Raw genomic sequence first — 25,191 nt, 5'->3', positions numbered from 1 at the left:
ACGCTTTATGTGACAGCGGTTTTATAAGGAGAATGTTTTGGACACGAATGTGATAAGGATCATAGTGCTTATATTTCTGGTTCTTTTGTCCGCCTTTTTCTCATCGGCGGAAACAGCACTTATGACCGTCAACAAGGTCAGGATGAAAGCCCTGGCAGATGAAGGAAATAAGGGGGCAGAGCGGGTTTTAAAGATCTGCGATGACACTCAGAAAATGCTCTCTGCGATACTGATCGGCAACAATATAGTAAACTTAAGTGCATCCGCCCTGATGACTGTATTTGTTACGGATGTGTTCGGAAGTTTTGCCATAGGTCTTGGAACGGGAATATTGACTTTGGTGGTCCTGATATTCGGAGAGATAATTCCCAAGACAGTGGCAACTGCCTATGCCGAGGGTATGTCGCTGGTCTATGCTCCAGTTATCCTCTTTGTCATGGCGATCATGACACCCTTCAGCTTTATTATCAACGGAATAGCCACCGGTATTATGAAGCTTTTCAGGATCGATACCAGCAAGAGACAGGCCATGACCGAGAATGAACTGAAGACCTACGTGGATGTAAGCCATGAGGACGGAGTCATTGAGAGCGGCGAGAAGGAGATCATCTACAACGTATTTGATTTCAGTGATGCGGTGGCCAAGGATATCATGATCCCCAGGATCGATATGTCCTGTGTCAGCACCGAGTCCGACTACAGCGAGGTCATGAGGGTCTTCAAGGAGGACATGTACACCAGAATCCCCGTCTATGAGGGCAATGAGCAGGACAACATCATAGGCCTTATAAATATGAAGGACCTGATCCTTCTGCAGGACAGGGAGAACTTCAAGATAAGGGATCACCTGAGGAAGGCCTATTATACATATGAGTTTAAAAAGACTGCGGATCTTCTTGTGGAGATGAGGGAGAAATCCCAGAATGTGGCCTTTGTACTTTCCGAGTACGGAGCTACAGTGGGAATGATCACTCTAGAGGATCTTCTTGAGGAAATCGTAGGTGAGATCAGGGATGAGTATGACTCAGACGAGATCAATCTTATTAAGAACGTTGGCGGAAGAAGATATCTTGTCGAGGGCAATATGAAGCTTGATGATATCAACGATGAGCTGGGGACTGAGCTTGATTCCGAGGACTACGATTCCATCGGCGGACTTATGATAGAGGCTCTGGACAGACTGCCGGGCTACGGCGAGACGGTGACTCTGGATAACGGCATCACCCTTACCGCACGCGGGATCAAGGGAAACCGCATAACCAAGGTACTTATAACCGTCAATACACCTTCAGGTGATGAAAAAGAAGATACTGAATAAAAATACTTTAATAATTTGAAAATATATGGTATACTTAACCGATGTAAAAAACTCGAAAGGTGGCACTTTCCACATTTTCAAGTAGGAGGCTAGATTATGAAGCATGTAAAGTCATTAGTAACAAGAAACCTTAAGGAATCCATGAAGAAAGGCGGATGCGGCGAGTGCCAGACATCATGCCAGTCAGCTTGCAAGACTTCCTGCACAGTAGGAAATCAGAGCTGTGAGCAGCTTAGCAAGTAATCCATACCGATAAGTTGATGTAATCATGTCGGGCAGCGGCTATGTCGCTGCCCATTTATTGCGTAGGTCTGTATCGTAATTTTGTATTAGTTAGGAGTTTTGTTTTTTATGATTCACGCATATAAGAACAACGGCTACAACATTGTACTGGATGTCAATTCCGGCTCCGTACATGTGGTGGATGACGTTGTTTTCGACCTGGTTCCCGTTGTAGAGCAGAAGCTGACCGAATGGTATGGCACAGCTGCTGCAAGGGAGGAAGACAGGGAAGGCGATGAGGATTTTCAGAAGCTGTTTAACGAGCTTATGACAGTTCCTGAAATCTCAGGCAAGTATTCCGCCGAGGATATCGGCGAGGCGATCTCGGAGCTTTTGGAGCTTCGGGCATCGGAAGTTCTTTATACGGATGATGTATATGAGAACTATGTGGAGGATTTCCAGAACAGGGAGACCGTAGTCAAGGCTCTTTGTCTGAATATCGCACACGACTGTAATTTAAGATGCAAGTACTGCTTTGCGGATGAAGGTGAGTACCACGGAAGACGTGCTCTCATGAGCGAGGAAGTGGGAAAGGCAGCACTGGATTTCCTTGTTAAGAATTCAGGCAGCCGCAGGAACCTTGAGGTTGATTTCTTCGGCGGCGAACCCCTTATGAACTGGGAGGTAGTCAAGAAGATAGTCGAGTACGGCAGGAGCATCGAGAAGCAGTACGACAAGAACTTCCGCTTTACCATTACAACCAACGGAACTCTTCTTAATGATGAGATCCTTGAATATGTAAATAAAGAGATGGGCAACATTGTCCTTTCCATCGACGGACGTAAGGAAATCAATGATGCGATGCGTCCAAGGAAGGGCGGACAGGGCTGTTATGATGAGATAGTTCCTAAGTTCCAGAAGGTGGCTGAGTCAAGACATCAGCTGCGTTATTTCGTAAGAGGTACCTTTACCCACAACAATCTTGATTTCTCAGAGGATGTGAAGCACCTGGCTGAACTTGGATTCAAACAGATTTCCGTTGAACCCGTTGTTGCCAAGCCGGAAGACTGGTATGCTCTTAAGGATGAGGATATTCCCAAACTCTGTGAGGAGTATGACAAGCTGGCTAAATATTATATAGAGAAGCACAAGGAAGGAAAGGGCTTTAATTTCTTCCACTTCAATATAGATCTTGAGGGCGGACCCTGCGTTGCCAAGAGATTATCGGGCTGTGGCTCGGGATGTGAGTATCTGGGAGTTACTCCCTGGGGAGATCTGTATCCCTGCCATCAGTTTGTAGGCAATGAAGATTTCATCATGGGTAATGTCTACGACGGAATCACCAGGGACGATATAAGAGACATGTTCAAGAAGAGCAATGTCTATTCAAGACCTGAGTGCGAGAAGTGTTTTGCCAGATATTACTGCAGCGGCGGATGTGCTGCCAATGCATACAACTTTAACGGAGACATCAATACGACATATAAGCACGGATGTGAGCTTCAGAGGAAGCGCATCGAATGTGCGATTATGATAAAAGCGGCTTTAGCCGAAGAAGGTTAAACGGAGGAATCTAAGTTATGAAACGTATAAAGTATGTTGTTGCGCTGATCCTCACCCTCGCGCTTTTGGGAGGATTGGGATACTCAGTGATCTACGGACTGGGTGAAGACAAGTCCGGTTCACTGTCAAGCATCGACCTTGGCCTTGACCTGGCAGGCGGTGTCAGCATCACTTATGAGGTAGTAGGTGATGAGACCCCCAGCAAAGAGGACATGTCAGATACAATCTACAAGCTCCAGCAGCGTGTAGATCAGTACAGCACAGAGTCACAGGTTTACCAGGAGGGTTCAAACAGGATCAATATCGAGATCCCCGGCGTAAGTGATGCCAATACCATCCTTGAGGAGCTGGGACAGCCCGGTAACCTGTATTTCATTGCACAGACCGACGCAAACGGCAATGAGAACTACCACTACAGCTCAGGTTATTCAGTAGATGCAGATGGAAACATTGTTATGGATGAGAATCCCCAGTTTGGATACATCCTTGACAAGACCCTTGAAGAGCTTCAGGCTGAGGGATCCATCGTACTTTCAGGTGAAGATGTTGCAGCTTCACAGGCTGTATATCAGCAGGATTCATATGGCGCTCAGGAGCCTGTGGTTTCCCTTGAATTTACCGATAACGGTGCCAAGGCATTTGCTGATGCCACAACAAAGGCTTTTGCAAACGGCGAGAGCATCGGTATCTATTATGACGGCGAGTTCATCAGCGTTCCCAATGTTCAGGCAGCCATCACAGACGGCAAGGCTGTTATCACAGGAATGTCTTCATACGAGGCAGCTGATAATCTTGCATCCATGATCCGTATCGGTGGACTTAAGCTTCAGCTTAACGAGCTGCGTTCAAACGTTGTAGGTGCTCAGCTCGGTTCAGACGCCATCAGAACCAGCCTTTACGCTGCAGCAGTTGGATTTGCACTTATTGCGATCTTCATGATCGTTATGTTCAGACTCCTTGGTTTTTCAGCAACACTTGCTCTTGCATTCTATACCGGATTTATGGTATTCCTTCTCTCAGCCTTTGAGATGACACTTACTCTTCCCGGTATTGCAGGTATCATACTTTCAATCGGTATGGCGGTTGATGCCAACGTGCTTGTATTCTCAAGAATCAGAGAGGAGATCACAGCAGGCAAGGATGTGGATGCTGCCAGAAAGAACGGATATAACAAGGCTCTTTCATCAATCCTTGACGGTAACATCACAACCCTTATTGTAGCAGCAGTTCTGTGGTTCCTTGGAACAGGAAGCATCAAGGGATTTGCCGAGACTCTTATCCTTGGTATCATCCTTTCAATGTTTACAGCACTTGTTGTAACAAGATTCATCACTTCAGTACTTTACGGCATCGGACTTCAGAACCCTGTGCTTTACGGCAAGGCTAAGAAGCTTAACAAGATCGATTTCGTTGGCAAGAGAAAGATCTTCTACGGAATCTCCTGTGCGATCCTTGTTGCAGGCGTGATCGCAATGAGCATCAACGCAGGCGCAGGCAAGGGAGCTTTCAATTACAGCCTTGACTTCGTTGGAGGAACTTCAACAACAGTTACCTTCGACAAGGCTTATGAGCTTGCAGAGCTTGAGTCAGGTGCAGCTGCAGACATCAAGGCAGCAGCAGGCATCAACGAGCTCCAGATCCAGACAGTAACAGGAACAAATCAGGTTATCTTCAAGTCAACAACACTTGATGTTGCTCAGAGAGAGGCAGTTGAGAACGTTCTCGAGAGCAAATACAATGTAACAGCAGACAATATCGCAGCTGAGACCATCAGCGGTGTTATCAGCTCAGAGATGAGAGCCAGCGCTATCGAGGCACTTGTTATCGCACTTATCCTTATGCTTATATACATCTGGATCAGATTCAAGGATATCAAGTTCGGTGCAGCTGCTATCGTAGCCCTTGCACACGATGCACTTATGGTCATCGTATCCTATGCATTCACAAGACTTGCAGTAGGAAGCACATTCATCGCTGTTGTTCTTACCATCATCGGTTACTCAATCAACGATACGATTGTTACCTTTGACCGTATCCGTGAGAACCAGCACCTTGCAACAGGAAGAAAAGAGCTTGAGGATCTGGTTAACGGTTCTGTTACACAGACCATCACACGAAGCCTTTTCACATCAGCGACCACCTTCTTCACAGTACTTGCTCTTTACATCTTCGGTGTAGCTGATATCAAGGCATTTGCGCTTCCTCTTATGGTTGGTGTTATCTGCGGTACATATTCATCTATCTGCATCGCATCACCTATCTGGTATGACTTTAAGACAAGCTTTAAGAACTTCATTTCCAAGAAGGCTGAAAAAGCTGAAAATGTTTAATTGAGACCTTTTTATAGGACGCCGTTCAGGTATAATAATATATGCCTGAACGGCTTTTTTATTTTATGTTGGGAGAGTGAAACAAGAGTATGACTAAATGGATGGTTTCAATGAAAAAAGCGGATTTTGACGCGACAGCGAAGAAATTCGGCATTAAGAATATTACCGCAAGGCTCCTTCGAAACAGAGACCTTATAAGTGACGAACAGATAGAGAGTTACCTTACAGGAGATGCCTCCATGCTGCATGATCCCATGGAGCTTGAGGACATTGAAAGGGGCGCCGGTATTATGTCGGACAGGATCAAGGCAGGTGCCCGCATCAGAGTTATCGGAGACTACGACGTAGACGGAATCTGCTCCTCCTTTATTCTTGTTAAGGGACTTAAACTCTTTGGGGCAGACGTAGACTGCGTTCTTCCCGACAGGGTCAAGGACGGGTATGGACTTAGCATCAAGCTGGTGGATAATGCAATATCAGATGGAATAGATACCATAATAACCTGTGATAACGGAATTGCCGCATCGGAGCAGATTGCCCATGCCAAAGAGAAGGGTATGACTGTTGTGGTTACGGATCATCACGAGGTGCCTTTTGAGGAGGGAGAGGAAGGCTTGGCCAGAAAAGAGCTGCTTCCCCCTGCGGATGCCGTGATAGATCCAAAGCGCGCCGGGGGCAGCTGCTCCTTCAGGGAGATCTGCGGAGCGGTGGTTGCCTATAAATTCCTTCAGGTGATGGCGAAGATCTCCGGAAGAGAAGAGGAAGAGGAGTTTAGAGAGTTCTTTTCCCAGATGCTTGTATTTGCCGGTATAGCAACCGTATGCGATGTTATGGAGCTTAGGGACGAGAACAGGATAATCGTGAAGGAATCCTTAAGGAAGATCGCAAACACGTCCAATAATGGCCTTAAAGCGCTTATAAACGTCAACAGTCTGGATGCTTCCCATATGTCCGCATATCACTACGGGTTTGTGATAGGGCCATGCCTTAATGCCACAGGAAGGCTTGAGCAGGCTACCATGGCTCTTGATCTTTTTATGGAGGAGGACTACGGTAAGGCGGTGAAGGCAGCGGGAGACCTTAAGGCTCTCAACGACAGCCGCAAGCAGATGACCCAGGACGGGGTTAAAGAGGCTGTTAAGCAGGTTGAGGAGCTTAGCGCCGGCGGAGATCTTCCCAAGGTTCTGGTTTTGTATCTGGAGAATACGGAGGAGTCCATTGCAGGTATTATTGCCGGCAGGATCAAGGAGAAGTATTACAGGCCCACTATCGTTATCACCAATGCCGAGGGCGGCGGAGCCAAGGGCTCCGGAAGATCCATTGAGAAATATGACATGTTCGAGCGTCTTTCCGAGGTAAAAGAGCTGTTTACCAAATTCGGCGGACACAAAATGGCGGCAGGACTATCCCTGCCCAAGGAGAACATAGAGGTGCTCAGGGAAAGACTCTGCGAAAACTGTGGTCTTTCAGAAGAGGACTTTGTTCCCGTGCTGCATATAGATATGGAGCTGCCTTTTGCCTATGCGGATAAAGAGCTTGTTAAGGACATGGAGAAGCTTGAACCCTTCGGAAACGGCAATCCCAAGCCTGTGTTTGCCAGAAAGAATGTGAAACTGCTAAGGGGAAGCCTTATAGGCAAGAATAAAAATTTTGGCAAGTATAGGGTTGCTGACGGTGATCTCGAAATGGATATGATGTATTTCGGCGATCTTGAAAAATGGCACGATTTCCTAAGGGAAAGATATGGACAGGATAAGGTGGATGCTCTGTATAATGGTATTAGGACAGATGATCCCATGAGTGTGTGCGTAGCCTTCTATCCCGGTATCAATGATTACAACGGGAGCATGCAGATCATAATGAGCGATTTCACATAAAAAACCCCTAAAACCACAAAAACACACGCGAAGGCGTGTGTCTGCGGTTTCTTATGAGGGGGAGATGATGAGTTAGTACATAACTCATATCTTTCTTAATAATATACATTATAAATGTGACGCATTTGTGTGTAAATAATTAAAAATATTTTAGCTAAATATAGATAATATTAGTAGATGATTTAATTTGATTATGAATTAAATTAATGGAGGAAACTATGAAACTTGAAAAACTGTTGGAAGAACTTAAGTATGATATCACTGCAGGAAACAGCAAGGAGATCTTAAACGCCGCAGACATTGAGATCAAAAATGTGGTTAACGATAACAGGAAGATTGAAGAGGGATCTCTTTTCATCTGCATCAAGGGAGCTAATTTTGACGGACATAGCTGCGCTTCACAGGCTGCCGAGGCCGGAGCCGCCGCTGTTGTGGTCGAGCACGAGGTGGATCTTCCGGAAGACTGCAAAATGCCTGTTATCAGAGTTGAGAGCACCAGATATGCCATGGCTTTCATATCGGCAGCATATTTTGACCATCCGGCAAGAAAGCTTAAGACCATCGGAATAACAGGAACCAAAGGCAAGACCACCACTACCTATCTTATCCGCAGCATGCTGGAGAATGCCGGTCATAAGGTAGGCCTTATAGGAACAATTGAGGTTATCATCGGGGATGAGCATATCCATTCCGAAAACACAACTCCCGAGTCCTATACACTTCAGGAGTATATGGCCAGAATGGTAGAGGCCGGATGCGATGCGGTTGTTATGGAGGTTTCCTCTCAGGGACTTATGCTCCACAGAAGCCAGGGCTTTATCTTTGATATAGGTATCTTTACCAATATCGAGGCAGACCATATCGGACCCAATGAGCACAAGGATTTTGATGACTACATGCACTGCAAGGGACTTCTGTTCAAACAGTGCAAAGTAGGCATTTGCAACGGCGACGATATCCATACCGATGACATTCTTGAAGGCCATACCTGTGAAGTAGAGACCTACGGCTTTGGCGAGGGCGTTGACCTTAGAGCCATCAATCTTGCATATATCAGAAAGCCCGGAGAACTGGGAGTGTTCTTTGATACAGACGGACTTATAAATGTTCACGCTGAGATCCGTACTCCCGGTAAGTTCAGTGTATATAATGCGCTTTGCGCAATAGCTGTTGCAAGACACTTTGGCTGCACTGCAGATGAGATAGCTCCCGCGCTCAAGAATGCCAAGGTTAAAGGCAGAATTGAGATGGTAAAGGTTTCGGATGAGTTTACTCTCATGATCGACTATGCCCACAACGCAATGGCCCTTAAGAGCCTTCTTTCAACCTTAAGGGACTATCGCCCCAACAGGCTGGTATGCCTCTTTGGCTGCGGCGGCAACAGAAGTAAGCTTCGCAGATTCGAGATGGGCGAAGTCAGTGGAAGATATGCCGACTTTACCATTATCACTTCAGATAACCCAAGATTTGAAGAGCCGGAAGAGATCATGAACGACATTGAGACCGGCATGAAGAAAACCGACGGCAAGTATATCAAGATCACAGACCGCAAGGAAGCCATTGCCTACGCCATCGATAATGCTGAGCAGGGAGATATCATAGTCCTTGCAGGCAAGGGGCATGAGGACTACCAGGAGATCAAGGGCGTTAAGTATCCCATGGATGAGAGGGATCTTATAAAGGAAATCCTTGAGGAGCGCAGAGGATAACGGACCGGCTATCTTCCGGCAAAAAGGCATAAGGTTGCAAGGAGAGTAAGTGGCAGGAGACATTTTTGCTAACATAATAATAGATATATCCCACGAGAAGGTGGACAGACCCTTTCAGTACCGGATACCTGAGCACTTAAGAGACAGAGTCGATATAGGAGTATGCGTTCAGGTTCCCTTTGGAAGAGGAAATACACCAAGAAAAGGGTATGTGATCGAGGTTACCGATGAGCCTAACTGGGATGTTGATAAGATCAAGGAGATCATATCGGTCCAGGATGACATCGTATCTGCAGAGGACATTTCCCTGCGGCTTGCGGCATGGATGAAAAGACACTATGGCTCTACCATGATAGCGGCATTAAAGACCGTGCTTCCCTCCGCCAAGAAGCAGAAGAGGCAGGTGAGGAAGTTTGTTTCTCTTTGTGCATCCACAGAGGATGCGACGGCTCTTTACAACGAGTGTATCAGGAAAAAGCAAAAGGCCAGAGAGAGGATACTTAAGGAGCTTCTTGGAAACCCGGATGAGCGGATCCCCTACGAGTTTATTACAGGCAAGCTTAATGTAGCGGCAGCTACCCTTAAGAGCCTTGAAGAAAAGGGAATAATCCGCATAGATAGTGAAGAGTATTTCAGAAATCCCAAGGTTAGCGCTTCAGGCAGATACAGCGACAAGGTCTTAAGCCCCGATCAGCAGCACATTGTTGATACCGTAAGGAAAGACTATGACCTTGGGAAAAGAGATACCTACCTTATCCATGGTATAACGGGAAGCGGTAAGACTGAAGTTTACATAGCCCTGATAGACGATATTTTAAAGAGGGGCAAGCAGGCCATAGTACTTATACCGGAGATAGCGCTGACCTATCAGACTCTGATGAGATTCTATACCCACTTCGGAGACAGGGTATCGGTTATGAACTCATCTCTTTCTCCGGGAGAGAAGTTTGATCAGATGGAGAGAGCAAGGACCGGGGACATAGATATTATCATAGGCCCCAGATCGGCTCTTTTTACCCCCTTTCCAAATACGGGAATAATAATCATAGACGAGGAGCATGAGTCCACTTATAAGAGTGAGAACATGCCTAAATATCATGCCAGGGAAACAGCTATAGAGCTGGCAAAACTGGTGCCGGACGGAGCCTGTGTGGTTCTCGGCTCGGCAACTCCGTCCCTGGAAGCTTACTACAGGGCAACTACCGGGGAGTACAAGCTGTTCGAACTTAACAAGCGCCTCACGGGAGGTACGCTCCCTTCGGTGGAAGTGGCAGACCTTAGGCAGGAGCTTAGAATGGGAAACAGGTCCATTTTCTCATTAAGGCTTCAGGAGCTTATGGATGAGAAGCTGCAGAAGGAAGAGCAGGCAATGCTTTTCATCAACAGGAGAGGACTTGCCGGGTTTGTATCCTGCAGAGGGTGCGGCCATGTGTTCAAGTGCCCTCACTGCGATGTTTCTTTATCCGAGCACAGAGGCGGGAAGCTCGTGTGCCACTACTGCGGACATGAGGAGATAAGGCCCAAGATATGCCCGAAGTGCGGATCTAAATATGTGTCCTCCTTCAGGGCGGGAACCCAGCAGATTGAGGATGAGGTAAAGAAGTTCTGGCCAAAGGCCAGGGTCCTCAGGATGGATGCGGATACCACCAGGACCAAGGGCAGCTACGAGAAGATACTTTCTGCCTTTGCCAACAAGGAGGCGGATGTGCTGGTGGGAACCCAGATGATCGTAAAGGGACATGATTTCCCGGATGTGACTCTGGTTGGAATCCTGGCAGCGGATATGTCTTTATACGCCGCGGATTACAGGGCTTCGGAGAGGACCTTCCAGTTGCTTACCCAGGCTGCGGGAAGAGCGGGAAGAGGAGACAAGGCAGGAAACGTGGTGATCCAGAGCTATCAGCCCGATCACTACAGCATTGTGGCAGCTTCAGCTCAGGACTACGGCTCTTTTTACAACGAGGAGATAGCCTACAGGGATCTTTTGAGATACCCGCCCGTCTCGCATATGATGTCGGTTCAGATCCAGAGTCGTGATGAGAAGGAGGGAATGGAACTGGCCACAAGACTTCGTGCGCTCATGGAGCAGCAGAAGGCTTCAGGAGCTGTATTCATAGGACCGGCATTTTCTGCCATCAGCAGGATCAATGATGTTTATAGGCTTAACGTGTTTGCCAAGCTTGATGACTATGAAGGACTGGTTCGGCTTAAGGATGTTCTGGAAGGCTACATAAGGCAGCTTGAGGACATGGGAAAACTTAGATACGTAACCGTTCAATTTGACTTTGACCCTATGAATGGTGGATGATATTATTATAGGAGTCTAATGATATTGCTTTAAAAGAAACGGAGAAATATAAAATGGCACTTAGAACTATCAGAGAATACGGAGACGACGTACTGGAAAAGCCCTGCAAGGAGGTTAAGGAAGTAACCCCCAGGATCAGGGAGCTGGTTGACGATATGCTTGATACCATGTATGAGGCCAACGGTGTTGGACTTGCAGCGCCTCAGGTGGGAGTTTTAAAGAGAATAGTGGTTATAGATGTATCTCCCGAGGGAGACCAGCCTATCGTGATGATAAATCCCACTATCCTGGAGACAGATGGTGAGCAGACCGGCTATGAGGGATGCCTTTCAATTCCCGGTAAGTCCGGCGTTGTTACAAGACCCAATTACGTTAAGGCAAGAGCCTTTGACCTTGACATGAACGAGTACGAGATTGAGGGCGAGGAGCTTCTTGCAAGAGCCATCTGCCATGAGCTTGATCACCTTGACGGTCATATGTACGTAGAGAAGGTGGAGGGAGATCTGGTAAATAACGAGGATCTTGCAGCTTCACAGGAAGAGGAAGAGAACGAATAACGGATCTGCCGTTATAGTTTGCCCAATATGGAAGGATACAGACTTTTTTCCAGGTTCATAAGCTTAATAATGTGTGTACTGCTGCTTACAGGATGTGCTGCCTTTGGTAGCGTGGATACAGCCCCGGTCAAGGCGGAGCCCTTCGATGGAGAGGGGTATCTTCGCATGTCGGAGCTGTATGATGAAGCAGCGGACCTTGAGGCGGCAGCAGCCGGTTTTGAGGTGCAGCACAACTACGATACCAGACTGAGTGTACCGACGTATGTAACGAAGGTGGATGATGTCTGGTTTATTGTGGACTGCTATCATAACAGGATCATCTACTCGGATACCATGGGGAAGCCCCTTGATCAGTGGAACATCATGTGCAGCGAGGTTACCTACCCCCATACCCTTGCCAGTGACGGCAAGGTCTATCTCATGGATGACACCGAGAACAGCAGGGTGCTTATCTTCGAGAAATCCGGAGACAAGTTTATAAAGACACAGGTCTTCTACGAGATAGGTATAAGGCCTCATTTCAGTGCTTATGACGAGATCTCCGATACTTTCTACGTATGGAGCTCCGAGTCGGGTGAGCTTTACTGTTTCAGACACACTGCGGATTCTACCCGCATGTATCTTACGGACATCAGGAATGTCGAGCAGCTTTCCAATATTTACGTCCGCTCATTTACCATAATCGGTGATGAGATCTTTTTTGTCTCAGGAGTTTCAGCTGCCGGTGTAAAGCCACAGATACTGGTATGCGATCTGGAAACACTTTCCGTAAAAAGAACTTACGATGTTCCCGATTCCATGGCGGGAATGGTGCAGATAATGCCAATAGATGGATACTACTATGTGACCGTTTCTACTGACATTACCGGCAACCAGGACTTTGCCACCATCGTAAGGACCAAATCCCTTGATGGCCTCATAAAGGGTAAGTACGAGGATATCTACGCCAGGTACTTTGTCGGAGGCGGAACCCCCTACAATATTTCCAGGGTTGATGACACCTATTATCTTACGGAGCATCGCCTTACCGATCATCAGATCTGGAGCTTTAAGGTTAACGGCGATAACATTACCGATGTAAATACGGTTTATTAACGTTGTGAGCAATATGTGCTTGACATAGAGTTCTGATTCTATGTATAGTTAAGAAAGGTTAATCGCTAAACCTATTACTGACATAAGATTCAGATTGGAGCACAAATGAACTTAAAGACTATTGCTTCTCTTGCAGGCGTCAGCACTGCCACGGTTTCCAATGTCATAAATGGCAATTTCCACAAGGTATCGGAGGAGACCAGGTTAAGAGTTGAGAAGATCATCAGGGATTCTAACTACAAGCCCAATGTTATGGCCAGGTCTCTTGCCAAGAAAGAGAGCCATCTTATAGGTGTTGTAGTTCCTTATCTTGATAAGACGGAAGATTTCCTTACAAATCCCTATAATGCCCATATAGTAGCAGCTCTCGAGAGGCTGGTAAGACGCCATGATTACTATGTCATGCTGCGGTGCGTCGGAGACCCAAGGGAAATCATTCCCCTTTTGTCATCCTGGAACGTTGACGGAGCTTTTTTTCTTGGGGTATTCAAGGATGAAGTCCGGGAGATAAGGCAGACCATCGATATCCCCATGGTGTTCATAGATACCTATGCTCCGGGGGAGAAGATCGTTAACGTTGGAATCGAGGACTATCGCGGAGGATATCTTTCCGCCAAGTATCTCATAGGAAAAGGCCACAGGAAGCTGGCTCTGGTAACACCTCCCGATGCAGGAGAGGGCGTTATAAGAGAGAGACAGCAGGGATTTCTTGATGCGTGCAAGGAGAGTAATATCGACTTTAACCTTAACAGAGATTCTTTCAGCTGCGTTTCCACCTACAGAAATGCCGTGGAAGTGGGACAGGATATAGTCTTCTCAAACAGGGGATACACTGCTGTTGCAACCCTTTCGGACATTGTTGCCTTCGGCGTTATTGAGGGACTTGTGCAGTGCGGCATAAGAGTTCCCCACGACATTTCCGTCATTGGTTTTGATAATCTTCCGGATTGTGATTTCATGACTCCAAAGCTTACTTCCATTGCTCAGGACTATGAGTGGAAAGCGGAGAAGGCGGGAGGATTCCTTTTCAGAATGATAGACGGAGAGAGGGACCTTCATGTGGACGAACGCCAGCCCATAAGGGTTATGGAGAGACAGTCGGTAAGAGATCTCACACAGTAAATAATAACAACAGACACGAGCAGATCACAGTAAAGGATCTGCTCTTTTCTTAAGCAGAGGAAAACACCATGAAAAACAGCATAAAGAGAATAACAGCCATTTTACTGATGACACTTATGATCGCAGCGACAGGTTGCGGCAGCGTTAAGGAGGAAGAGGGAGTATCAAGGCCTCCAAAGTGGACGCAGGATGCGGTTATGTACGAGGTTAACGTAAGACAGTACACTCCCTCGGGAACCTTTAACGAGTTTTCAGAGAACCTGGATACCCTTAAAGATATGGGAGTAAACACCCTGTGGTTCATGCCTATCCACCCCATTTCCGTGACTAACAGATCCGGAAAGCTGGGATCATATTATTCGGTTACCGATTACAGGGAGGTTAACCCTGAGTTTGGAACCAAAGAGGATTTTAAGGCTCTGGTGGACAAGGCTCATGACATGGGATTTAAGGTTGTCCTTGACTGGGTTGCCAACCACACCGGCTGGGACTGCCCCTGGATCAGCGAGCATCCCGACTGGTATACACAGGAAAACGGCCAGATTATATCCCCTAAGAACATGGGATGGCCTGATGTTGCAGACCTTAACTATGACAATGCCGATATGAGAAAAGAGATGATCGAGTGCATGAAGTACTGGATCAGGGAATATGACATAGACGGCTTCAGATGTGACTATGCCCCGGGAGTTCCTGTTGATTTCTGGGAGGAAGCAAGAAAAGAACTTGATAAGGTTAAGGACGTTTACATGCTGGAAGAGGACCTTGGAGCCATAGCGGGAGCGAACCTTAACTACGCCTTTGATTCCAACTACAGCGGCAAGCTTTACGAAGCCCTGGTGGAAGTTGCAAAGGACAACAAAAAGGCCGATAAGATAAAGCTCTATCTTCAGGGAAACGATAACCACACCTTCGGCATGAACTACCTTGATAACCACGATGTTAACTCCTATGACAGAACGGTGCCCCAGGCCTTCGATAGCAGCTCATATCCTGCAATGTTGAGCCTTATCTTCACCATTCCCGGGATCCCCATGATCTATTCTTCGGATGAGATAGCCTATGATCACGCCATTGCCTTCATGGAGAAGGATACCATCAACTGGGAGAAGGGCACAGGGGATTATAGAGGACTTATCCGCGATCTTGCCGGCATAAGGAAAGACCACAAGGCCCTTTATGCAGGTAATGAGAATGGGACTTTTGAAATACTCGATACCGGCAACAAGAACATCTTTGCTTTTGAGAGAACAGAGGGAAAAGATACAGTGATATGCATCTTCAATCTCTCCAAGAGGCAGCAGGAAGAGTATGATCTGTCAGGAATCTTAACCGGAGAAGAGAAGGTTCTTTATTCCGGAACAGACGGACAGTACGGGGAAGGCGGAGATAACCCGAATAGCCTTGATAACCTTAATCCCTGGTCTTTTTATTTACTCACAAGGTAAAACGCATAACATAAAATCCAAAAGAATTCAATTGTTTATTTTCCACAGTTTTACAAATACCTATTTATTCATAATATAGAAATCGCCAAAATGAGGTTGACCGATTAACCATCTAAGGATATAGTACTGGTAAAGCGATTAACCAAATCGAAACCGGTTATCAACAAAGGTATTTAAACAGGAGGATGAACAAATGAAGTTGAAAAAGTTAGGCGCTCTTTTAATGACCGCTGCTGTTACAGCAGGTACACTTGCAGGCTGCGGCAGCCAGGACACAGGGGCAGCAACAACCACCACAAACACAACAGAGACAGCTGCACAGGCAGCTGCTGATACTGCAGCACCCGCTGCAGAGACTCAGGACGTAACCCTTAAGATCTGGGTTCCTGAAGAGGAAGTTGATATCACAGACAAGATGGTACAGGACTTCGATGCAGCTCACGATGAGTTCAACATCACTTATGAGATCGCTGTAGTTGGTATCGACGAGGCACCTCAGGCAGTTGAGACAGACGCTGATACAGCAGCTGATATCTTCTACACACCCAGCGGCGGTGTAGCTGATATGGCAAGCAAGGGTCTTCTTCTTCCCATCACAAAGGATTTCGAGACAATTGCATCAGACCTTCCCGAGAGTGCACTTACAGCAGTTACAATCGACGGTCTTACATATGCAGCTCCTTTCTCACCTAACACATATTTCATGTATTACAACAAGGAACTCTTCACAGAGGATGAGGTCAAGAACCTTGACACAATGATGGCTAAGGATCTTGGAGACGGAATGTGGAACTTCAGTACTCAGATCACAAACTCTTGGTACATCGAGAGTTTCTTCCTTGGAAACGGATGCACACTTTTCGGTTCTGACGGAAAGGATCCCACAGAGTGCTCATTCAACAATGAGAACGGTCTTGCAGCAGGCGAGTATCTTGTTGATCTTGCATCAAATGCTAAGTACCTTGAGGACAAGGACGGCGTTGGCGGTTCTGCATTTAAGGAAGGCAAGCTTGGTGCTGTAACTTCAGGAGCATGGAGCGCACCTGAGTTCAAAGAGGCACTTGGCGACAAGCTCGGAGCAGTTGCTCTTCCTACAGCTACTATCGGTGGCAAGGACGTTCAGCTTTCAAACTTCGTAGATTTCAAGACAATCACAGTTAAGTCAAATACAGCATTCCCTCTGGCTGCACAGCAGCTCGCTGTATACATGGCCAGCCCTGAGAACTGCCTTGTAAGATACAAAGAGCAGGGTGATGTTCCCGTTCTTAAGTCACTTGCTGACAGCGAAGAGATCAAGAACGATTTCGTAGCAAGCGCACTTAACGATCAGGCAGCTCTTGCAACCAACCAGCCCAGCATTTCCAAGATGGGTGACTACTGGACACCTGCACAGGCTCTTGGTGAGGGTATCTACAGCGGTGAGATCACAAAGGCTAACCTTCAGCAGAATCTTGATTCACTTGTAGACAGCATCACAGGAACACTTGAGAACTAATCAGAAAGATAAAGCAAGACGGGGGCTGCTTTTAGCAGCCCCATGTTTTTAAACGGAGTACGAACTATGAAGACAGAGTACAAGGATAGGAACTTTATCACCATATTTACAAAGGGAGACATTTTTTCAAAGCTGTCATACATTTTCTGCGGCGCAGCCAATGTGCGCAACGGACAGATAATAAAAGGATTTCTTTTCTTCCTTCTTGAGATAGCTTATATCTCATTTATGATCTTTAAGGGTGGTCATCTTTTACACGATCTGACAACACTTGGAGAAAACACACAGGGCATGGCTTTCAATGAAGCTCTGGGCATCTATGAGATGCAGCAGGGAGACAACTCCATGCTGATACTTTTATACGGCGTTGTAGCTATTGTTATTTCAGCTGCCTTTGCTGCAGTATGGCTGTTTTCAATCTTTTCCGGAGAGAACGCCAGAAGGAACAAAGCAGCAGGCAAGCATGTCAACAACTTTATCCAGGACGTAGTAAGCCTTACAAATGAGAATATTCGTTTTCTGCTTCTTGCAGTTCCGGTAGCAGGACTTTCAATATTTACGGTAATGCCCCTTATCTACATGATCCTTATGGCATTTACCAACTATGATTCGGAGCATCAGCCTCCGGGAAATCTTTTCGACTGGGTGGGAATCAAGAACTTCAATACACTTTTCGCAGCCAGTGACAGATTATCGGCTACTTTCTGGCCGGTACTGGGATGGACCCTTATCTGGGGCTTTTTGGCAACCTTTACATGTTATTTCGGAGGAATGATCCTTGCAATGATCATTAACTCCAAGGGAATCAAGTTCAAGAAATTCTGGAGAACCATTTTCGTGTTCACCATGGCGGTTCCTTCATTCATTTCCCTTAGAGTTGTGGCAACCATGCTGGGAGAGAGAGGTATCTTCAATGTGCTTCTTCAGCAGTGGGGCTTCACCGCTTCATCGCTTCCTTTCCTTACCAATGCCACCTGGGCAAGAGCCAGCGTAGTTATCGTTAACTTCTGGATCGGTGTTCCAGTAACAATGCTTATGGTAAGCGGAATTTTGATGAACATCCCCGGTGAGCTTTACGAGAGTGCCAAGATTGACGGCGCAGGACCCATAACCATGTTCAGGAAGATCACCTTCCCTTACATGTGGTTTGTAACAACACCTTATATCATTTCAAACCTTATCGGTAACATTAATAACTTTAACCCCATATTCTTCCTTACAGGAGGAGAGCCTCATACACTTAACTATTACAAGGGCGCCGGCAAAACTGACCTTCTTGTAACCTGGCTCTATAAACTTACAAAGGACAGCAACGATTACAACCTGGCAGCTACCATCGGTATCATCATATTTGTGATCTCTGCTATCTTCACTCTGATCTCGTTCTCAAGATCTAATGCACTCAAGAATGAGGAGGGCTTCCAGTAATGAGAAAAACAGTTATAGGACTTAATCTTTCATACTTTAACAGAGCGGCTATCGGAGTCGTTCTTGGCTTTATAAGTCTTTTCCTTCCCTACATTTCAAGGGATGGAGAAAGAAGCTCAATGGTATCCACGGCTCTTTCGCTGATGGGCGCAGAGGGCGGATCAAAGATCACTTTCTTTGTATATTGTGCAGTGCTTCTTACTGCAGTTTCATTTGTGCTGGGAGTTGTTAACTTCTTTAAGACAACAGTAGCGGGAGTAAAGGTATGGCAGTGCGTACAGGCATTTGCAACAGCATTCTGGACCTTCCTTCTTTTTGCCAGCAAGAACATCCTTGAGGGTGCAGGACTCCAGACTTCTTTCCTTAACAAATACCTTGGTATAGGATTCTGGATCGGACTTGCAGCAGCATACTTCGGACTTTTCTTCATCATGAAGGTGACTCAGACAAATCCGGGGTACATTGCCCTCACAATACTGGGAGTAATATGGCTTTTTCCCATTTTATGGATATTGCTCACCGCTCTTAGAGCTGAGCAGGGATATTATGTAGGTTACTTTTTCCCTAAAGGGCTCACATTCCAAAACTTCATAAACCTGTTCAGCAATAAGAGCGTCCTTCCGTTTGGAAGATGGTGGATGAACACCTTTATCGTGGCAAGTTTCATCTGCGTTATCAATACTCTGATCGTGCTTATGACTTCCTTCGTTCTTAGCCGTACAAGGTTCAAGGGCAGGAAGGGCTTCATGAACATTCTGATGATCATCGGTATGTTCCCGGGCTTCATGTCCCTTATCGCGGTTTACAATATTTTGAAAGGCCTCGGACTTAACCAGTCACTTATGGCTCTTATTGTGGTAAGTGCAGCGGGTGCCGCCATGGGATACCATGTCAGCAAGGGATTCTTTGATACTATTCCCAAGGCTGTGGATGAGGCAGCGATCATTGACGGAGCTTCAAGACTTCAGATCTTTACAAGGATCACACTGCCTCTGTCAAAATCAATCATTGTTTATACAGCTCTCGGAAGCTTTCTGGGTGCCTGGTCGGATTATATCTTCCCCAGCATGCTCTTTGGCGACAAGCAGAGCTCCTATACAGCAGCGGTAGGTCTGTACTGGCTTACTGACTTCAGAAGAATTGACACCTATTACACACAGTTTGCTGCAGGTGCGGTGGTAGTTGCACTGCCTATCGTTATCCTCTTCATCTGGCTTCAGAGATTCTATGTGGAAGGTCTGTCAGGATCGGTTAAGGGATGATGATGAACAACTTTCTTGATAGTGTTTACAGTGACGGAACAAGGGGATTCGTAAGCAATCCCCTTCCCAAGCTTAAAAGTACGGTTACGGTAAGACTGCGTTTTGCTGAAGATGCTCCCGTGGTGGATGTTCTTCTTCGTCAGATGGTAAACGGAGCCGAGAACCATATACCCATGAGATATGTCTTTTCCCGGGGAGGGCTTGCATATTATGAAGCCGAGATTTTCATTAACGAGCCCAGGGTAAGCTATCTCTTTGAGATAACCACTAAAGACAATTATTATTTCTACAATCAGGAGGAAATATCAACCTGCATTCCGGATTATCGCCACGACTTTGTGATCATGGCGGATCATCCGCAGCCCGACTGGGTGAAGGGAGCGGTTTTTTACCAGATATTCCCGGAGAGGTTCTGCAACGGGGATCCTTCCAATGATGTAGTTACCGGCGAGTATGAATACCATGGCAGAGGCCCGGTTAAGATCGATGACTGGAACGAAAGGCCCCTTCCTCCGGAAAAAGGCGCCGGCATGGATTTCTTTGGCGGAGATCTTGACGGAATAATTGAAAAGATACCCTATCTTAAGGAGCTTGGTGTTACGGCTCTTTATTTAAATCCTATCTTTTCGGCTTATTCAAATCATAAGTATGACTGCATAGACTATTTTCACGTGGATGAGCACTTTGGCGGAGACGAAGCACTGGCAAGGCTCTCCAAGGCTCTTCATGAAAACGGTCTTAAGCTGGTCCTTGATATATCAATAAATCACACGGGAATTGCCCACCACTGGGTAAAGGAAGGCAAACCCTATTATTTCAAAAAAGCCGACGGCTCACTTATGGGCTGGGCAGGCTTTTCGTCGCTGCCCGTTCTGGATTACAGGAACGAGGAGCTTAGACACATCATCTACAAGGATGATGATTCGGTACTTAAGAAATGGCTTAAGCCCCCTTACGATATTGACGGCTGGCGCTTTGACGTCGCCGATGTGCTTGCGAGAAATGATGATGTTCAGCTGGCCGATGAGGTGTGGAGAGAAGTCTGCGACTCAATAAGACAGGTCAAAAAAGACGCCATCATTATCGGAGAGCATTGGGGAGACTGCGCGGAGTACCTTCAGGGAGACCTTTGGAACACTCCCATGAACTATTACGGATACGGACGTATCCTTCGCCAGTTTGTGGGGCTTCCCGAACTGTTCCTTATGAGAAACGAGGCTTTTAACAAGGTAAACTATATGATGACGGCAAAAGATGTAGTGAGAAGATGCGACTCTCACTACAGTGCAATACCCCAGGTTATCGCAGACTGTCAGATGAATCTTTTTGACAGCCATGACGTAGCAAGGGTTCATAACTATGAAAACATAACATTTGAAAAGTGGAAGATCATGGCTGTTTCCCAGCTTCTCTGGACCGGAATTCCCTGCATCTATTACGGGGATGAGGTTGCCATAGAAGGATATACCGGGCATGACTCGGGCTTCAGATTCCCCATGCCCTGGGGTGAAAGATCCGAAAGAGGCAAAAAGCACTTTGAAGTTTACAGGAAGGTCACTGATCTTAGAAGGAATACAGCAGCATTCTCAGAGGGCGGAAGAAAGGTACTTTTTGCCGACGGCAGAGTGCTTGTGATCGCCAGATTCATGGAGGATGAGATGTACATCGGTGTCATCTCCATGGAAGAGGACGAGATGCAGATCGAAGTGCCTCTTAAAAACATCGGAGCGGAAAAGAACCTTTGCGATACCGATGAGTTCGGGGACAGAATATACGCTGACAAGGCAGATGGCGGCATCCGGCTTAAGGTGCCGGGCTATGCCTCCTATATTTTCAAGGTTGTGTGATTACAAAATACAGAACATCCTTTGTTCTGGGATTAGGGAGAAAAGATGGTTACAGGAGATAAATACAGGATAACTGTGTTGACAGACAGGCTTATTAGGCTGGAATACAGGGAAGATAACGCTTTTGAGGACAGGATGTCAAAGACTGTCGTAAACAGATCTTTTCCGGAAATATCCTATGAAGAGAGAAGAAGTGATTCAGGAATTGAGATTGAAACGAAGGCTCTTTTGCTGAAATATGATGAAAAGCCCTTCTCAACACTGGGGCTTTCCATTGAACTTAAGAACGAAGGGACTGTATGGCATTACAGCATCACCTACGGAAACACCGACGGTAACCTTATGGGAACCGCAAGAACACTGGATGGGTGCGATGGCGGACTATTCCTTGAAGAGGGAATCTTCGGCCGGAAGGGCTTTGCTGTTCTTAACGACAGCGACAGCCCTGTGGTGGTATCAGGCACGGAGGATGGCCCCGAAAATTACAGCTATGAAAACAGAAAAGGCGAGGGTCTCGATATCTATTTCTTTGGATATGGTAAGGACTTCTTCGGAGGGCTTAAGGATTTTTATGCCCTCTGCGGCAAGACTCCCATGATCCCGAGATATGCCCTCGGAAACTGGTGGAGCAGATACTACAGATATACCGAAGAATCTTATAAAGAGGTTGTAGATAAGTTTGAGGAGCTTCAGATTCCGCTGTCCGTAGCGGTTATCGATATGGACTGGCATCTTACCGAGGTTGATCCCAAGTACGGAAGCGGCTGGACAGGATATACCTGGAACAGCGAGCTGTTCCCGGATTATAAGAGATTCCTAAAGATGCTTCACGAAAGAAAGCTTGCCACAACCTTAAACCTCCATCCCGCAGACGGAATCCGGGGATTTGAATGCATGTACAGCAAGATGGCAAAGAGCGTTGGAATTGATCCTGAAACAGAGGAGCCTGTTGAATTTGATCTGGCAGATCCGGTGTTCAGAAAGGCTTACTTCGATGTGGTGATGAACCCCTACGAAGAGGACGGAGTTGACTTCTGGTGGATCGACTGGCAGCAGGGCACAGGCCGCAGCAAGGACGATGTAGACCCGCTGTTCCTTCTTAACCACTACCATTATCACGACCAGGAAAAGAGAAATCGAAGACCCATGATCTTCTCAAGATATGCAGGTCCCGGAAGCCACAGATATCCCGTGGGATTCTCCGGTGATACGGTCATGACCTGGAAGAGTCTTGATTTCCAGCCCTACTTTACCAGCACCTCCAGCAACATCGGATATGGTTTCTGGAGCCATGATATCGGCGGTCATATGATGGGTGACAAGAACAACGAAAGACTCATCAGATGGATACAGTTCGGAGTGTTCTCTCCTGTGATGAGACTTCACTCCAGCAGCAGCTCTTTCCTTAATAAGGAGCCCTGGGTCATGGAAGAGCCCTATAAAGGCCTGATGACAAAGTATATGAGACTTCGTCATCAACTGATCCCTTACCTCTACACAGAGAGCAGAAGAGCCAATGAGGATGACAGGCCCCTTATAAGACCTGTTTACTATATGCTTCCCGATGATGAGAGAGCCTACAGGGTTAAGAATGAGTACGGCTTTGGCGAGGAGCTTTTGGTTGCAGCCATCACAAAGCCCATGGATGATGAGCTTAAGATGTCAGCTGTAAACATGCTTCTTCCTGAGGGCAGATGGTTTGATATCTTCTCCGGCCGCATCTATAAGGGCGCAGCCATGAGAAAGTTCTACAGACGCCTTGATGACATCCCTGTACTTATGGGAGAGGGCGGAGTAGTTCCCATGTCTCTTGAAGACAGGAAGAACGGCACCGACAATCCGGGAAGCCTTCGCCTTTACGTTGGTTTTGGCAAGGACGGCTCCTATGAGATGTACGAGGATGACGGCATCACCATGGAATACCTTAATGGAAGCTTTGTAAAGACCATGTACAGAGCAGCATGCGGTGGTGAGGGCGTAACGATAGAGATTGAGGCTGCAAAGGGCGACCTTAGCCTTATCCCCGGGAAAAGAGACTACGAGATCTGCATTCTGGGTGTGGAAGCAGCCGGAAGTGACAAGCCTGTGGTTTCCGGCGATTGCAGCGAGATAAGCGTTGATGATGCAAGAAAGATGATCACCCTGAAGGTTTCAGGTGTTGAATCTGCAGAAGGAGCAAAGGTTACCGTTACAGGTCTTCGCCCTGCCGGCAACGACCACAAGAAGCAGGTATTTGATATCCTCGACTATGCATGGATCGATATCATCACCAAGGACTGGGTAGGCGATGCCTTAAACCGCTTTGATGATGAGGGATTCCTTGAATGGCTTGAGGAGGCAGACCTTTCGGAGACTTTGAAGGACGCCATCAGAGAAGTATACTGTGACGTATAACGGCAGTTGCTATGGAGATTCCGTAGTTATGATGGCTCCAAAGTCATGATGATTTCATAGTCATGATTATACGTAGCAACCTAAGAGTATATGTACAAGTGCCTTATGGTAAGCTGGAAGCTGCTTGCCATAAGGCTTTTTATAATATACTGGCATACTGTATATGCCGAGGACTTACGATAAGATCGTTTTTGTTTTTGGCACAGTGTTTTTTACGGCAGAAAACTCACTTCAATATTCTGTGCCGTAAACAACTTGTGACTTTACGGCACAGATTCAATTTTCGATTTCCTGCTGTAAGGGATATGGTGAAATGGCTTGTGTGAGAAGATTTATTACGGCCAAGATTCAATTTCTGTTTACCTTGCCGTAAGGAAGATAGGTTAATTAGCATGGCAAAGAAGAATTATTACTGTATAGATTGCGTTCTCTAAATCCTGCAGTAATCTTTTTTTTGCCCTTACGGTACAATTTCAAAAACTGATTTCATGCCGTAATATAGCTCTTATGGATACGTATATTTCATAAAAGTACAGTATATCTCACTGCCATGGGCCAACTTAAAATCTTTTGCTACAATATATGACATCAGTACGAAGTAGTAAAAACTTTTGAGAGGCAATCATGGATCGAGCAGATGAACTAAAAGAAAAATATAACCTTGAAAAACACCCTGAAGGCGGATGGTTTTCAGAGATCTATACGTCGCCCTTTGAGCATGGATTGCGGGCTTTTATGGGAAGCATATACTTTCTCTTAGAAGGTGGTGATATATCCCATTTTCACCAGATAGACTGCGATGAGATATGGTATCACCATGAAGGGTGCGGCCTTAAGATCACGGTGCTGGTTGATGGGAAGAAGAGTGAGGAACTTCTGGGACCCGGAGAAGATCAAAATGCAATGGTTGTAATCCCGAAGGGTGCAATATTTGCATCCGAGCCATTGGATAAGGACAGCTACGCTTTTGTATCCTGCGCCACAACCCCTAAGTTTACCTATGATGGTTTCAGACTTGTATATCAGGAAGAACTTCAAGCCATATGCCCGGAAGAATACGACAGGATCAAGTATCTTGCCTTCGAAGGAACCGGTGCCTGAAGGATAGCGCGTGGCTGTTGTTAGAAAAATGGGCCGGTGTTATACTTTTTCTAGGTAGGGGCCTTGGGTATGCCGTATACCTTTTCCTAAGTACAAGCCACGAGGTTACGAGGGC

The 25,191-nt window shown here is 46.5% G+C and carries 17 protein-coding genes; all 17 read left to right on the top strand.

Features of this window, described 5'->3' with window-relative positions; all coding sequences use genetic code 11:
• The first annotated feature begins 37 nt into the window (after positions 1-37).
• The 17 genes from T456_RS0115430 (at position 38) to T456_RS0115350 (ending at position 25,076) form a co-directional block, all read left to right on the top strand.
• Entirely contained in the window at positions 38-1,318 is a 1,281-nt protein-coding gene (locus tag T456_RS0115430) for an HlyC/CorC family transporter (protein WP_024866914.1), read from the top strand.
• A 96-nt stretch (positions 1,319-1,414) separates the two neighbouring features.
• Positions 1,415-1,561, top strand: coding sequence for a six-cysteine ranthipeptide SCIFF (scfA, locus tag T456_RS20435; protein WP_013281386.1), 147 nt, complete (start codon positions 1,415-1,417; stop codon positions 1,559-1,561).
• A gap of 108 nt (positions 1,562-1,669) precedes the next feature.
• Positions 1,670-3,103: a thioether cross-link-forming SCIFF peptide maturase gene (scfB, locus tag T456_RS0115420; RefSeq protein WP_024866913.1), complete on the top strand. Its 1,434-nt coding sequence runs from the start codon at positions 1,670-1,672 to the stop codon at positions 3,101-3,103.
• Between the two features lie 17 nt (positions 3,104-3,120).
• Positions 3,121-5,433 (top strand): protein translocase subunit SecDF, encoded by a 2,313-nt coding sequence (locus T456_RS0115415; RefSeq protein WP_024866912.1) that lies wholly within the window; start codon positions 3,121-3,123, stop codon positions 5,431-5,433.
• Positions 5,434-5,522: 89 nt separating this feature from the next.
• Positions 5,523-7,310, top strand: a complete 1,788-nt coding sequence (gene recJ / locus T456_RS0115410; protein ID WP_024866911.1) for a single-stranded-DNA-specific exonuclease RecJ — start codon at positions 5,523-5,525, stop codon at positions 7,308-7,310.
• 218 nt (positions 7,311-7,528) lie between these two features.
• Complete coding sequence (locus tag T456_RS0115405) at positions 7,529-9,019, top strand: UDP-N-acetylmuramoyl-L-alanyl-D-glutamate--2,6-diaminopimelate ligase (protein ID WP_024866910.1); 1,491 nt, start codon at positions 7,529-7,531, stop codon at positions 9,017-9,019.
• Positions 9,020-9,068: 49 nt separating this feature from the next.
• Entirely contained in the window at positions 9,069-11,327 is a 2,259-nt protein-coding gene (gene priA / locus T456_RS0115400) for a replication restart helicase PriA (protein ID WP_242835993.1), read from the top strand.
• Positions 11,328-11,380: 53 nt separating this feature from the next.
• Entirely contained in the window at positions 11,381-11,884 is a 504-nt protein-coding gene (gene def / locus T456_RS0115395) for a peptide deformylase (RefSeq protein WP_024866908.1), read from the top strand.
• A gap of 69 nt (positions 11,885-11,953) precedes the next feature.
• Positions 11,954-12,979 carry a hypothetical protein gene (locus T456_RS0115390; protein WP_242835991.1) on the top strand — a complete coding sequence of 342 codons (1,026 nt, stop codon included), beginning with the start codon at positions 11,954-11,956 and terminating at the stop codon, positions 12,977-12,979.
• A gap of 105 nt (positions 12,980-13,084) precedes the next feature.
• Positions 13,085-14,101: a LacI family DNA-binding transcriptional regulator gene (locus tag T456_RS0115385; protein WP_024866906.1), complete on the top strand. Its 1,017-nt coding sequence runs from the start codon at positions 13,085-13,087 to the stop codon at positions 14,099-14,101.
• A 68-nt stretch (positions 14,102-14,169) separates the two neighbouring features.
• The gene (locus tag T456_RS20430) at positions 14,170-15,549 is read left to right on the top strand and encodes an alpha-amylase family glycosyl hydrolase (protein WP_024866905.1); all 1,380 of its coding nucleotides are present in this window, start codon (positions 14,170-14,172) and stop codon (positions 15,547-15,549) included.
• A gap of 193 nt (positions 15,550-15,742) precedes the next feature.
• A complete protein-coding gene (locus T456_RS0115375) occupies positions 15,743-17,044 on the top strand; it encodes an extracellular solute-binding protein (protein ID WP_024866904.1) in 1,302 nt (433 codons plus the stop codon).
• A 66-nt stretch (positions 17,045-17,110) separates the two neighbouring features.
• Positions 17,111-18,472 (top strand): carbohydrate ABC transporter permease, encoded by a 1,362-nt coding sequence (locus T456_RS0115370; protein ID WP_024866903.1) that lies wholly within the window; start codon positions 17,111-17,113, stop codon positions 18,470-18,472.
• Positions 18,472-19,734 carry a sugar ABC transporter permease gene (locus T456_RS20425; protein WP_024866902.1) on the top strand — a complete coding sequence of 421 codons (1,263 nt, stop codon included), beginning with the start codon at positions 18,472-18,474 and terminating at the stop codon, positions 19,732-19,734. Before T456_RS0115370 ends, T456_RS20425 begins: the two co-directional genes overlap by 1 nt.
• A complete protein-coding gene (locus tag T456_RS0115360; protein WP_024866901.1) occupies positions 19,731-21,581 on the top strand; it encodes an alpha amylase N-terminal ig-like domain-containing protein in 1,851 nt (616 codons plus the stop codon). The genes T456_RS20425 and T456_RS0115360 overlap by 4 nt, the downstream gene beginning before the upstream one ends.
• A 45-nt stretch (positions 21,582-21,626) precedes the next feature.
• On the top strand, positions 21,627-23,975 hold the full coding sequence (locus T456_RS0115355) for a glycoside hydrolase family 31 protein (RefSeq protein WP_024866900.1): 2,349 nt from the start codon (positions 21,627-21,629) through the stop codon (positions 23,973-23,975).
• Positions 23,976-24,599: 624 nt separating this feature from the next.
• Positions 24,600-25,076 carry a cupin domain-containing protein gene (locus tag T456_RS0115350; protein WP_024866899.1) on the top strand — a complete coding sequence of 159 codons (477 nt, stop codon included), beginning with the start codon at positions 24,600-24,602 and terminating at the stop codon, positions 25,074-25,076.
• Positions 25,077-25,191 lie beyond the last annotated feature (115 nt).

This window comes from Butyrivibrio sp. FCS014 (genome assembly GCF_000526935.1).
Classification (GTDB): Bacteria; Bacillota; Clostridia; order Lachnospirales; family Lachnospiraceae; genus Butyrivibrio.
This window is presented reverse-complemented; position numbering and strand designations above follow the sequence as displayed.